The following is a 13,044-nucleotide window of genomic DNA, read 5'->3' as shown; positions in this document are numbered from 1 at the left end:
GCATGCCCCAGTCCCGCCGCTATCTGATCATCAGCCTCTGCGTCCTGTTTGCCATCGGCCTTGCCTGGTTTTCCCTGCGCAGCACAACCCCCGCCGTGCCGGAGGCGATCAAGCGTGGCTACACCGAGGCGCTGAATCAGGCGCGCGCGGGCCAACCGGGCGCCGCGCGGGTCCTCTACCAGCAACTGGGCCGCCCCGACATATCGCCCAAACGCCGCGTCTGGTTACATGCCGAACTGCCCAACTACCCCAGCTCCGTGGCCTTGAAACTGGCGGATGCGGACTTGCAACATGAGTCGCCGGACGTGCGCATTGCAGCGATCAAAAGCATCAGCGGTCTGGTACCCAGCGGTCAGCGCAGCCTGCTGCTGGGCCCGTTACTCGATGACAGCGAACAGCGTGTCCGCTATGCCGCCGTGAACGCTTTGCTGGGGCTATCGCCGGACGATCTCGGTTTGTACTTCGGGCCGCTGGAACAAGCCATCGATGCCTGGGAACAGGACCTGAAGAGTCAGCCGGAAAGCGCCGACAACCAATATCAACTGGCTCGACTGCATCTGCACAATGCCGAATTGAAAGAGGCGCAGCAGGCACTGCAGAACACATTGCGTCTTGCGCCCGGCAACCTGCCCGCGCTGGTGATGCAAATCGACGTGCTGGATCGCCTGGGCCAAAACGATGCTGCCCGGCAACTGTTGGCCAAGCAGCTGAAGGCTCAGCCCGACTCGGCCTACCTGCAACATGCCTTGGGACTCTGGCTGTTGCATCACGGGCAAAGTGAATTCGCCCTGCTCGGCCTTTCCAAAGCCGTGGAACTGGAACCGGACAACAAGGATTACCGCTACGACCTGGCCACCACGCTTCACGATGAACAGGAGCTGGAAGCGGCGCAGAAACAGTTGCAGGAGATCGTCCAGCGGCACCCGGCCGACCGGAAAGCCCGGGTATTGTTGATCAATTACTGGAAAGAAAGCGGCCAGCTTCAGAACGTGCAGATTCTGCTGGCGCAACTTGAACAACTCAATCCCGACGACCCGGCCTTGCAGCAAGGGCTTTAACAACAGCAAAAATTTCGTTGAACTCGTCGTCTCGGCCAAGGGTCAAGAGAACAGGCAGTCCATTCAGGCACTTACGGCCTGCTGCCTCGCTTCCCCTAGTCATGAGAGGGCATTTTTTGTCTACATCAAACGAGTTGATCAGTGCAAAAGCCGCCACTGGCATTGAAGGTCTGGATGACATCCTGGCCGGTGGTTTGTCCCGCGGGCATGTGTTTTTACTGGAGGGTGAACCCGGTACCGGCAAAACCACCGTCGCTTTGCATTTCCTGTTGGCCGGCGCTCGTGCCGGCGAGCGCTCGTTGTACATCACGTTGTCGGAAACCGAGCGGGAGCTGCGACAGGGTGCGTTGTCCCACGGCTGGGAGCTGGATGAGAACATCCATATCTTCGAGCTGACGCCCCCGGAAAGTCTGCTCAATGCCGAGCATCAGCAGAGCTTGTTGTATTCCTCGGACCTTGAACTGGGCGAAGCCACCAAGCAGATTTTCGAAGTGGTCGAACGGGTCAAGCCGACCCGTGTGGTGCTCGACAGTCTTTCCGAAATCCGCCTGCTGGCCCAAAGCTCATTGCGCTACCGTCGCCAGATCCTCGCGATCAAACACTACTTCGTGCGCTATGACGCCACGGTGGTGTTGCTGGACGACCTGACCACCGAATCCCTCGACAAAACCGTGCACAGTGTGGCCCACGGCGTCATTCGCCTTGAGGAACTGACCCCCAACTATGGCGCCGAGCGGCGGCGGATCCGTGTGGTGAAGTACCGTGGACAGAAGTACCGAGGCGGGTTTCACGACTTCACCATCATGGGCGATGGCGTGCATGTTTTTCCGCGTCTGGTGGCCGCCGAGCATCGCGGTCGCTATGTCCGCCAGCAATTGTCCAGCGGCATCAAGGAAATGGATGCGCTGCTCGGCGGCGGGATCGAGACCGGTTCCAGCACATTGATCCTCGGCCCGGCCGGTACCGGCAAATCGCTGATCTCGATGATCTTCGCCGCTGCCGCCGTGGCCCGTGGCGAAAAAGCTGCGCTGTTCATTTTCGATGAAGAGCTCGGGTTGCTGTTCGAGCGCATGAAGAACATCGGCATCGACCTCCAGGCGCTGCAAGACACCGGCAACCTGCTGATCGAGCAAGTGGACGCGGCCGAGTTGTCCCCCGGAGAGTTTTCCTACCGGGTTCGTCGCTGTGTCGATGAGGGCAATATCAAGACCGTGGTAATCGACAGCATCAATGGCTATCAGGCGGCGATGCCCGAGGAAAACGCCCTGGTACTGCACATGCACGAGTTGCTGCTGTACCTCAATCGCCAGGGTGCCGCGACCTTCATGACCGTCGCCCAGCATGGGCTGGTCGGTGACATGCAAGCTCCCGTGGACATTACCTATCTGGCCGACACGGTCATCCTGCTGCGTTACTTCGAGGCACTGGGCAAGGTTCGCCGGGCGATCTCGATCATCAAGAAACGCACCGGCAGCCATGAATCGACCATTCGTGAATACCGCATCAGCGCTCAGGGCATGACCATTGGTGAACCGCTGGATGCCTTTCAGGGGGTATTGCGCGGTGTCCCGACCTATCTGGGTGCCAGCAAACCCTTGCTTGAGGAAGGAAACCCGTGATTGCCCAGGAAGCGATGTCCGAGCGCGCGATCATTCTCGCGCCGCTGGGTCGCGACAGCCAGATTGCGCTGATGATGCTCAATGAAGCGGGTTACGACGGGGTGATTACTCGGGACCTGGTGGCGTTGTGCCGCGAACTGGAGCAAGGGGCAGGATTGTTGCTGATTTCTTCCGAGGCTTTGTTGGGCGGTGATCTTGAACCGCTGCTCGGCCTGATCGAGCAACAACCGGCCTGGTCGGACCTCCCGATTGTATTGATGACCTACCATGGCGGCCCGGAACAAAACCCGGCGTCGCGCTACGGCCCACAGTTGGGGAACGTGACCTTTCTTGAGCGCCCTTTTCACCCGGTTACGTTGATCAGCCTGGTGACCACCGCGTTGCGCGGACGTCGACGACAGTACGAAGCCAGGGACCGGCTGATCGACCTGAGTCAAAGCGAACTGCGGTTGCAAAACACCCTCGAAACCCTCGAACAGCAGGTCGAGGAACGCACCGCCCAGCTGCGACACAATGAAGAAGCCCTGCGCCAATCGCAGAAGATGGAAGCGGTCGGCCAGCTCACCGGCGGCATTGCCCACGACTTCAACAACATGCTGACCGGCATCATCGGCAGCCTGGAACTGCTGCGCCGACGTCTGGCCCGTGGGCGCACCGACGATCTGGACAGTCTTATCGACCTGGGCGTGACCTCAGCCAACCGCGCGGCAGGCCTGACCCACCGTCTGCTGGCGTTCTCCCGGCGTCAGTCGCTGGACTCCAAACCCGTGGAGATGAACACCCTGGTGGTGTCCATGGGCGAGCTGCTTCAGCGCAGTATCAACGAAACCATTCAGCTGGACATGCAGCTGAACGAGCAACTCTGGGTGGCCGAGGCCGATCCCAATCAACTGGAAAGCGCCCTGCTCAATCTGGTGATCAATGCTCGGGATGCGATGCCCGATGGCGGCAAACTGGTGGTGAAAACCAGCAATCGGTATCTGGACATTGGCTTCACCGAGACGCAGAGCAACCTTCAACCGGGTGATTACGTGGTGCTGAGTGTCACGGACACCGGGTGTGGCATGCCGCAAAGCACCATCAACCGGGCCTTTGATCCGTTCTTTACCACCAAGCCAATCGGCCAGGGCACAGGCCTTGGATTGTCGATGATTTATGGTTTCAGCAAACAATCGCGCGGCCACGTCGCCATTCACAGTGAAGTGGGAGAAGGCACCACGGTGAGTCTGTTTCTCCCGCGATTCGGCGGTGACCTGCCTCAGGACAGCCCGGTGGACATCCAGCACGCTCCGTTCGCACAGAATGGCGAAACGGTACTGATCGTCGAGGACGATCCGGCGGTGCGGGTGTTGGTCAGTACGGTGTTGAGTGATCTGGGCTACGCCTTCGTCGAAGCTGGCAATGCCGACAGCGCGGTGCCGATTCTAGATTCCGGGCAGCGTATCGATCTGTTGATCAGCGACGTTGGATTGCCCGGCATGAATGGCCGGCAACTGGCGGAAATCGGCCGGCAATACCGGCCAGACCTCAAGGTGTTGTTCATCACCGGCTATGCCGAACACGCGGCGGTGCGCGGTGGGTTCCTTGACCCAGGCATGCAGATGATCACCAAGCCATTCACCTTCGACCTGCTGACGGCGAAGGTGCGAGAGATGATCCGGATCTGACGCGCCCCCTGCAGGAGCGTAATGCTGTGCACTTAAGGTCGGGGTTTCCAGGTACACACATGCGTAGCTAGGGGGCGGTGGATCAAGGGTCGACCTGTTTTTTTGTGTGCATATCCGTTTCTGCGGTCACGGCGGCTATCGGTTTCGCTTTTACAGCGAGTCACTTGGAATGTATGGTCAGCCCATCTCCTGCAACCTCATTGGCTGTTTTCGGTAAAGCTGGCTTGCGCTAATGTATCCGGGCTCATTGTGAGCGTTGCGGTAACAACACTCGGCCCTCGATGAGTAGCCGCTCCCGACTGTCCTAAAAAAGCCCTCAGCCTTTAAAGCTGATTTCCATGCCAGGTTCTCAGTCGGGCCATTTGCCGTTTACTGTCATCAGTCAGTGACATCGCAAAAGCCGGTGATAAAGCTGTAGTTTCAAGCGTTCGGATGTGGGTTGTACTGGCCACCCTTGGCCAGTACCGCCCACACAATTCTCGCCAGTTTGTTCGCCAACGCACACGCGACGACATTGGAGTGCCGACGCGTCAGCAACTCACGGACCCAAGACCCTAGCGCATCCTCTCGTTTGTCGATACGCAGCATGATGGATCGCGCGCCTTGTACCAGTAATCGACGTATGTGCTTGTCGCCGCGCTTGCTGATCCCCAGTAACACCGTCTTTCCACCCGTTGAATACTGCTTCGGCACCAACCCTAACGAAGCGGCAAAATCGCGCCCACTGCGATAGTTCGAGGCATCACCCGCGTCCGCCAGTAATGCGCTGGCGGTAATGGGGCCGATGCCAGGAATGCTCTGCAAACGGCCGCCGGCATCATCTTCTTTCAACTGCTGTTTCAGGTCGGACTCGATGTCCTTGATTTCATCATTGAGCTGTTGAATTTGATGATGCAGGCGCATTACCAAGCCCTTGAGACGCAATGGAACCGGGTGCTGCGGGTCGTCCAACAACGCCGGCACGCGGTGCAACGCAGCGACGCCAATGGGCAGGCTGATCCCGAACTCCAGCAGAAATCCGTGAATTTGGTTGGTCGCGACGATGCGATGGCCAATCAATGAATCGCGGACACGATGCAGGGCTGAAAGCGTTTGCTGTTCTGCGGTTTTGATCGAGCAGAAGCGCATGGCAGGGCGGCTTGCCGCCTCGCAAATCGCTTCGGCATCAATGAAGTCGTTTTTGTTGCCTTTGACGAACGGTTTGACGTACTGCGGGGCAATCAGCTTCACCTCGTGGCCCAATGCCCTGATCTGTCGAGCCAGCCAGTGAGCGCCGCCGCAAGACTCCATCACCACCGTGCAGGCGGGTAATTGGACCAGTGTGCTGAGTAATTGGCCTCGGCTGGTTTTCTTGCGCAAGACCTGATGACCTTTGGCGTCCTGGCCATGCAGGTGGAAACTGTGTTTGCCAATGTCGATACCGAGAAGCGTCATCGTGTTCATGAGAGATCCTCCGCCGAAAACGAGAAAAGCCCTGCAAGCGTAAACCTGCAGGGCTTCTCGGTCAGGCTGACCATCTCATTAAGCCCCAAGTAACCAAGGGCTCTTGCCCCTGTCGTTCGGTGCCTCGCCTAGGCTCGGCATGCCCTCGCTCCGGTCCTGCTCCGTGGGCCCGCCGCCATCGGCCATCCGTGGCCGGGGGCGGCTAACCCGGCATCCATGCCGGGTTGCCCACTGCGCAGAACCTCCACTCGGCCTCTCGAGGGCGCGGTGCATCAAGATCAAAAGCTGCAGGCGAGCTAACGCTCGGCCTGTTGAGTGGTGAGGAGCGTGCGTATCCCCCTTCCCTCGGTAGGAGCTGTCGAGTGAAACGAGGCTGCGATCTTTTGATCTTGCTGTGGCTTTGGCTTTTGACCTTGATCTGTCTGCCCCTTTCCCAGAGGCCGAACGCAGGCGTTGCGCAGGGGGCACCGCGGCAAGGATGCCGCGGTAGCCGCCCCCGGCCATGGATGGCCGATGGCGGCGGGCCCCCGGAGCAATGCCGGAGTGAGGGCATGCCGAGCCACAGCGAGGCACCGAATGGAGGGGCAAGAGCGCTTTGGTTACTTTCGCGCTTTTCGAAAGTGACTCGCTGTAAAAGCGAAACCGTAATCAGCCATCACCGCAGAAACGGATATGTACCCAGCTTTACCCGTAGGAGCAAAGCACCTTACGAGAGCATTTCCTGCATAAGCTCTTGCAGTACATCCAGATCGAACGGTTTGGCCAGGATCGGCGCCTTACGGGTGATCGGGCTGTCCGTCTCGCGGATCTCCTGCGGATAACCGCTGATAAAGATCACCTTGAGTTCCGGTCGCAGCTTCACGGCAGGTTCAGCGATCTGGACACCAGAGATTCCACCCGGCAGGCGGAAGTCGGTGATCATCATGTCCAGATGGGGTTTGCTCGACAGAATTTCGAAGGCTTGCTCGCCGTTTTCGGCCTGCAACACCCGGTAGCCCTCACCCGACAGATAGGCCGACAGCACCATCAAAATGGAGGGGTCATCTTCGACGATCAATACGACGTCTTGTGCATCTTCACTCATGGGAAGCCTTTGTTCGGTCAATAGCTGCTGATACGACCGTGGGGTCGATCAGAGGTTGCGTTTTTCTGGCTGTTTTCCTACAGCGGCAGACAAACGCGAAACAAGGCGCCTTCGCCAATCCGGCTTTCGACGGTAATGGAACCGCCATGGGCGGCCACAATCTGCTCGGAAATAAACAATCCCAGACCCAACCCCGCGACAGCGTGTTTGGCCGTGACGCGTTCGAACTGCTGGAAAATACGCTTCTGGTTCTCTTCGCCGATGCCGATCCCGAGATCGCGTACTTCCACCCGAGCCTGACCGCTCTCACTGTACACCTTAACGGTGATCGGACTCTTGGCGCCGTAGCGCAAAGCATTGGTCAGCAGGTTGGAAATCACCTGTTCAACGCGAAACTCGTCCCAGCTGCCCACCACCGGTTGCTCGGCCTCCAAGGTGACCGTGGACTCGGCAGCATCGACCTGTGGGGCAAAGTTCTGCAACAAGCCGCGAACCAGCGCCGACAGATCGAAGCGCGTCGGTCGGATCGACAGCTTGCCGGTACGAATGCGCGATACATCGAGCATGTCTTCGATCAGTCGGATCAGGCTTTTGATCTGCCGCTCATCGCGGTCGACCATCGCATGCATCTTGTCCAGGGTGAACGCCGCAGCGTTATCCCGGGCCAGGTGCATCTTGCGCAACTGGGTTTCGAGGATCAGGCCATTGAGCGGCGTGCGGACTTCGTGGGCGACGATGGACATGAAGTCATCGCGCATGCGCACCGCTTGCTCCAGTTCCAGCTGGGTACTCTGTAACTGCTTGAGCAGCGCTTCCTGCTCGCGGCGGCTTTGCTCCAGCTCTTCGACCTGCTGTTTCATCGCCTTGCTTTGGCGATACAGTTCGACGAACACGTTGACCTTGCTCTTGACCGCGTGGATATCCAGCGGCTTATAGAGGAAATCCACGGCACCGCTTTCATAGCCCTTGAACGCGTAGTTCAGCTCACGACCGGCCGCACTGACGAACACGATCGGAATGTTCTTGGTCATTTCCGTGCCGCGCATCAGCTCGGCCAGTTCGAAGCCGTTCATGCCGGGCATCTGCACGTCGAGAATGGCCATGGCGAATTCGTGTTGCAGCAACAGCGACAAGGCTTCGTCGGCGGACAAGGCTTTGTAGACGATACGGTCTTCGCGCTTGATCAGTGCCTCGAGCGCCAACAGGTTCTCCGGCAGATCGTCGACGATCAGCAATTTGGCCTGGATAGTACTTAACATGCGATTCGTTCCAGCTCGACAAGCAGACGGCCGATGCCGCGTATAGGGAGAATGTGGTCCGGCTGGTGTATATCAAGCGCCGCCTGAGGCATGGTCGCGACCTGGGCTTCATCCGGGTCCTGGACGATGGTCATGCCGCCACGGCGCTTGACCTGGGCCAGGCCGCGGGCGCCATCGCGGTTGGCGCCGGTCAACAACACCGCGGCCAGGGCTGAACCGTAGGCATCGGCGGCCGACTCGAACAGGTAATCGATGGCCGGTCGCGAATAATGCACGTGGGCTTCCAGGCTCAAGGAAAAACTGCGGTCCTGCTCCACCGACAAGTGATAACCCGGAGTCGCGAAATACAGCGTACCGGCTTCGACCTGCGTCTTGTCGCGGGCTTCCATTACAGGCATGGCGACTCGCCGTGCGAACACCTCGGCCAGTTGGCTGCGACGTTCGTCCGGCAGGTGCAAAACCACGATGATCGGCAGCTTGAAGCCTTCTCGCAGTGGGCTGAGGATATTCAGCAACGCCTCCACTCCGCCGGCCGAGGCGCCGATCACGATGGCCTCTATGGAAGGCAAAACCGCTGCACTGTTCATGATTTGCGGTAAATCCGTTCTTGTTTCACCAACGGCTCGAACTGGTTGCCGAAGGCCGAAAAATCCAGGGTTTCCTTGCTGCCCAGCACCAAAAATCCTCGATGACAAAGGGATTCATGGAACAAACCGAAAGCACGATTCTGAAGCTTTTTGTTGAAGTAAATCAGAACATTACGACACGAAATTAATTGAGTTTCTGAAAAGACACTGTCAGTCGCCAGGCTGTGATCGGCGAAGGTCACGTTTTCACACAACGTCTTGTCGAAAATCGCGTAACCGTAGGCCGCCGTGTAGTAATCGGCGAACGAACGCTGGCCACCTGCCTGCTGGTAGTTATGAGTGTAGGCGCGGACATTCTCCATGGAGAAAATCCCTTGCTTGGCCTTGTCCAGCGAGCGCGGGTTGATGTCGGTGGCGTAGATGATGGTGCGATCGAGCAAGCCTTCTTCGCGCAGCAGAATGGCCATCGAATAGACCTCTTCACCCGTGCTGCAACCGGCGATCCAGATCTTGATCGAGGGGTAAGTCTTGAGCAGCGGTACCACTTCCTGACGGATCGCCAGGAAATGCGAAGGGTCGCGGAACATTTCGCTGACCGGGATCGTCAGCAGTTGCAGCAACTGCATGAACGCCGTCGGGTCGTGCAAGACCTTTTCCTGCAACGCTGAAATGGTCGTGCACTCGAACTGGCTCAACGCGTGATTGACCCGGCGCTTGATCGAAGCGCCGGAGTAGTCGCGAAAGTCATAGCTGTATTTGAGGTAGATCGCCTCGATCAACAAGCGAATTTCGATTTCGCTATTTCGCTCCGCTGAAAAATTGCGTTCCACTAAATGCGTTCCATTTTTGGTAACCACACGCGAATCAGTGAGAACAGGCGATCCAGGTCGATGGGCTTGGCCAGGTAATCATTGGAGCCCGCTTGCAAACAGCGCTCCTGATCGTCCTTCATGGCCTTGGCCGTCACCGCAATGATCGGCAGCTTGCGCCAGCGCGGGTCCTTGCGGATCTCGATGGTGGCTTCGAAACCATCCATCTCCGGCATCATTACGTCCATCAACACCAAATCGATGTCCTCGACTTCATTCAGTCTTTCAATCGCTTCACGGCCGTTTCGGCCGATGACCACGATTGCACCCTTTTGCTCCAGGGCACTGGTCAGGGCGAAGATGTTGCGTACATCGTCGTCCACCAGCAGCACCTTGCGACCCTCGAAGACCTTGTCGCGGCTGCGCGCGGTCTTGAGCATCCTCTGGCGTTCATGGGACAACCTGGATTCGACTTTGTGCAGAAAGAGTGTGACCTCATCCAGCAAACGCTCTGGCGAGCGGGCGCCCTTGATGATGATCGAGCGCGAATACTTGCGCAGCTCGGCCTCTTCGTCCCGGGTCAGGTTGCGCCCGGTGTAGACGATCACTGGAGGGAACGAGCAGATATCTTCCGTGGACATGCGCTTGAGCAGGTCGTTGCCGAGCATGTCCGGCAGCTTCAGGTCGATGATCATGCAGTCGAAAATCGTCGTGCGCAGCAGATCCAGCGCATCCTGCGCCAGGCCAACGGCAGTGATCTCGATGTCATCGTCGCCGATTAGCCGGGCAATGCTGTCGCGCTGTACATCATCGTCTTCGACCAGCAGGACGCGTTTGACTTTCTGGGTCAGCTTGGCCTCAAGGCGGGCAAACACGTCCTTGAGCTCTTCGCGGGTAGTCGGTTTGACCGCATAACCGATAGCGCCCATGTGCATCGCGGCTTCGACGCGGTCTTCCACCGAAATCACATGCACCGGAATGTGCCGGGTTTCGGCGTGTTCCTTCAGGCGTTGCAACACAGTCAACCCGGAATGATCCGGCAGACGCATGTCCAGCAGAATGGCGTCCGGGATGAATTCCTTGGCCAGGTCGTAACCCTCGTCCGCGCCGTGCGCCACCAGGCATTGATACCCCAGCTCATGCGCCAGGTCGTAAAGGATATTGGCGAAGTTCGGCTCGTCTTCCACCACCAGAATGCAACGAGTGGCGAAGGGTGCCTTGGTGCGATCGTCGTCGAAACGCGGAATTTCAACTTCGGCGATCACTGGTACCAGCGCAGTGGGCGTCACTCTCGGTGTAAAGGCAACCGGCGTGGCTCTCATCGCCTCGACAGGATCCTCGCCCGGTTCGACGTATTGCTGCGGCAAAACCAGCGTAAACACACTGCCCTGCCCCGGCTCGCTGGTGACACTGATGGAACCGCCGAGCAAGGCGGCCAGGTCACGGGAAATCGACAAGCCCAGGCCGGTGCCACCGTAACGGCGATTGGTGGTGCCATCGGCCTGGCGGAAGGCTTCGAAAATGCTGTCCTGCTGATCCGCGGCAATGCCAATCCCTGAATCGCGAATGATAAAGGCGATACCCTCGCTGGGCTGGCTGGCGACCGTCAGGCTGACCGTGCCTTTTTCGGTGAATTTCACCGCGTTGGACAGCAGGTTCTTGATGACCTGCTCCAGACGTTGGCGGTCGGTGAAGATCATCATCGGCGCACTCGCCTGCACCTCGACCTGGAAATCCAGTTTCTTGTCGGTCGCCAGGGGCTGGAACATCCCGCGCAAGCCGTCCACCAGACGCGCGACACTGGTGTTCTCCGGTCGCATCTCAAGCTTGCCGGCCTCGACCTTGGAAATGTCGAGAATATCGTTGATCAAGTTGAGCAAATCATTGCCGGCGGAGTAGATCGACTCGGCAAACTTGACCTGCTCGGCGCTGAGGTTTTCCTGGGGGTTTTCCGCCAGCAACTTGGCCAGGATCAACGAGCTGTTCAGCGGCGTGCGCAACTCGTGGGACATGTTGGCGAGGAATTCAGACTTGTACTTGCTCGAGCGCTGCAACTCTTCGGCGCGTTCTTCGAGCTGGGTCTGGGCCTGATTGAGCTCGCTGTTCTTCAGGTCCATGGCGTCGCGCTGGTCGGCGAGGATCTGCGCTTGCTCGGCGAGTTGCTCATTGGTTTGTTCAAGCTCGACCTGCTGGGTTTCCAGGTGTGCCTGAGATTCCTTGAGAATCCGCGACTGCTCTTCCAGTTCTTCGTTGGCAGTCTTGAGTTCTTCTTGTTGAACCTGCAGCTCTTCATTGAGCTGTTGGGTTTCGGCCAGCACTTCCTGCAGACGCTGGCGATAGCGAGCGGCCTCGATGGACGTGCCGATGTTGCCGGCAATCAGTTCAAGCAATTCAACATCGCGGTCCGTCAGCGGGCGCAGGAAGCCCAGTTCGATCACACCGTTGACGCGATCGTCATCACTGGTCGGCACCACCAGCACGCTATGCGGCAGACCTTCGCCCAGGCCGGAACTGACCTTGAAGTAATCGCTCGGTACGTCATCGAGACGGATCAAGCGAGCCTGGTTCGCTACCTGGCCGACAATGCCTTCATCGCTGTAAATCTGCTGTTCGCGCGCTTCCTGCTCGCGGGAGAAACCGTAAGAGGCAATGCGCTTGAGACCGCCATGTTCTTCGCGGACATAAATGGCTGCTACGGCGGTGCCCAGGTACTGCGCGCAGAACTGCAGAATGTTGCGGCCCAGCAGGTTAAGCGACAGTTGCCCCAGCACTTGTTCGGCCAGTTCGGTCTGGCCATTGCGCAACCAGGCCTGCTGTTCCAGGCGACGAGCGCTGGCCTGTTGACCGGCGAGGTTGGCGCTATAACTTTGCGAAAGGTTGAGCAAGTCCCTACGACCAATGTAGGCCAGCAAGGCGCTGATCCCGGCGATGAACAACAGGTAAAGGCTGATGCTCCAGATCGTGGTGCGGCGCACTTCCTCGTTACGCGTGGTGCGCAACTGTTGCTCCATGTCGATCACGTCTTCGAATTGCTTGCGGATCTCATCGGTCAGCCGCTTGCCGCGCCCGGCCTTGACCGCGCTGCGGTAATCGCCGCTGGATCGCTGCAAGTCAATTATTGCCTGCGCGTAAGTGGCCCACTCATTCTGCAAGGCCTGGAGCCGGTGCAGGCGGTCGGTCTGCACCGGATTGTCCGCGGTCAGTTCGAGCAAGGTATTGAGGGCGACACCGATTCGCGGCTTGGCCGTTTCGTAGGGTTCAAGGAAGTGCTCGTCGCCAGTGAGCAGGAAGCCGCGCATACCGGTTTCCAGATCGACGGTCAGCTTGATCGATTCATTCGCGTTATTGATCACCCGGTCGGTGTGCTCGACCCACTGGATCATCGACAGCAGATAAGTAATCAGCAAAACAAAGAACACTGCACTGAGCACGCCGACACCCAACGGCAGGCTGACGTTGCGGCTCAGGAGTTTACGGAATCGTTGCTCATCAACCGAAGACGCGGATGTCATGGGGGA

At 58.5% G+C, this 13,044-nt stretch carries 9 protein-coding genes; 3 read left to right on the top strand and 6 right to left on the bottom strand.

Translation table 11 applies throughout. The features are described from left to right. The first annotated feature begins 2 nt into the window (after positions 1 to 2). From AC3IUE_RS15895 to AC3IUE_RS15885, 3 genes are all read left to right on the top strand, one after another. The gene (locus AC3IUE_RS15895) at positions 3 to 1,058 is read left to right on the top strand and encodes a HEAT repeat domain-containing protein (protein ID WP_056743743.1); all 1,056 of its coding nucleotides are present in this window, start codon (positions 3 to 5) and stop codon (positions 1,056 to 1,058) included. A gap of 116 nt (positions 1,059 to 1,174) precedes the next feature. Then, the gene (locus AC3IUE_RS15890) at positions 1,175 to 2,677 is read left to right on the top strand and encodes an ATPase domain-containing protein (RefSeq protein WP_489268656.1); all 1,503 of its coding nucleotides are present in this window, start codon (positions 1,175 to 1,177) and stop codon (positions 2,675 to 2,677) included. 14 nt (positions 2,678 to 2,691) lie between these two features. Continuing rightward, positions 2,692 to 4,344 (top strand): ATP-binding protein, encoded by a 1,653-nt coding sequence (locus AC3IUE_RS15885; protein WP_489268859.1) that lies wholly within the window; start codon positions 2,692 to 2,694, stop codon positions 4,342 to 4,344. A gap of 420 nt (positions 4,345 to 4,764) precedes the next feature. Here the strand turns inward: AC3IUE_RS15885 and AC3IUE_RS15880 are convergent, their stop codons facing one another. The 6 genes from AC3IUE_RS15880 to AC3IUE_RS15855 form a co-directional block, all read right to left on the bottom strand. Continuing rightward, positions 4,765 to 5,787 (bottom strand): IS110 family RNA-guided transposase, encoded by a 1,023-nt coding sequence (locus tag AC3IUE_RS15880; RefSeq protein WP_489268654.1) that lies wholly within the window; start codon positions 5,785 to 5,787, stop codon positions 4,765 to 4,767. Between the two features lie 706 nt (positions 5,788 to 6,493). Next, positions 6,494 to 6,871: a response regulator gene (locus AC3IUE_RS15875; protein ID WP_008146959.1), complete on the bottom strand. Its 378-nt coding sequence runs from the start codon at positions 6,869 to 6,871 to the stop codon at positions 6,494 to 6,496. 77 nt (positions 6,872 to 6,948) lie between these two features. Then, positions 6,949 to 8,130, bottom strand: a complete 1,182-nt coding sequence (locus tag AC3IUE_RS15870; protein ID WP_489268652.1) for a hybrid sensor histidine kinase/response regulator — start codon at positions 8,128 to 8,130, stop codon at positions 6,949 to 6,951. After that, complete coding sequence (locus AC3IUE_RS15865; RefSeq protein ID WP_056740080.1) at positions 8,124 to 8,717, bottom strand: chemotaxis protein CheB; 594 nt, start codon at positions 8,715 to 8,717, stop codon at positions 8,124 to 8,126. The genes AC3IUE_RS15870 and AC3IUE_RS15865 overlap by 7 nt, the downstream gene beginning before the upstream one ends. Next, on the bottom strand, positions 8,714 to 9,547 hold the full coding sequence (locus tag AC3IUE_RS15860) for a CheR family methyltransferase (RefSeq protein WP_056740078.1): 834 nt from the start codon (positions 9,545 to 9,547) through the stop codon (positions 8,714 to 8,716). Before AC3IUE_RS15860 ends, AC3IUE_RS15865 begins: the two co-directional genes overlap by 4 nt. Further along, a complete protein-coding gene (locus AC3IUE_RS15855) occupies positions 9,547 to 13,038 on the bottom strand; it encodes a response regulator (protein ID WP_489268649.1) in 3,492 nt (1,163 codons plus the stop codon). Before AC3IUE_RS15855 ends, AC3IUE_RS15860 begins: the two co-directional genes overlap by 1 nt. Positions 13,039 to 13,044 lie beyond the last annotated feature (6 nt).

The organism is Pseudomonas sp. GL_093 (assembly GCF_057837605.1).
Note: the sequence above shows the minus strand (reverse complement) of the source record. Positions and strands in the feature narration are given on the sequence as shown.

What these genes read in the sequence shown, in the direction of transcription:
- AC3IUE_RS15895 (WP_056743743.1), top strand. Translation starts at nt 3, where the DNA reads ATGCCCCAGTCCCGCCGCTATCTGATCATCAGCCTCTGCGTCCTGTTT.
- AC3IUE_RS15885 (WP_489268859.1), top strand. Translation starts at nt 2,692, where the DNA reads ATGTCCGAGCGCGCGATCATTCTCGCGCCGCTGGGTCGCGACAGCCAG.
- AC3IUE_RS15880 (WP_489268654.1), bottom strand. Translation starts at nt 5,787, where the DNA reads ATGAACACGATGACGCTTCTCGGTATCGACATTGGCAAACACAGTTTC.
- AC3IUE_RS15875 (WP_008146959.1), bottom strand. Translation starts at nt 6,871, where the DNA reads ATGAGTGAAGATGCACAAGACGTCGTATTGATCGTCGAAGATGACCCC.
- AC3IUE_RS15870 (WP_489268652.1), bottom strand. Translation starts at nt 8,130, where the DNA reads ATGTTAAGTACTATCCAGGCCAAATTGCTGATCGTCGACGATCTGCCG.
- AC3IUE_RS15865 (WP_056740080.1), bottom strand. Translation starts at nt 8,717, where the DNA reads ATGAACAGTGCAGCGGTTTTGCCTTCCATAGAGGCCATCGTGATCGGC.
- AC3IUE_RS15855 (WP_489268649.1), bottom strand. Translation starts at nt 13,038, where the DNA reads ATGACATCCGCGTCTTCGGTTGATGAGCAACGATTCCGTAAACTCCTG.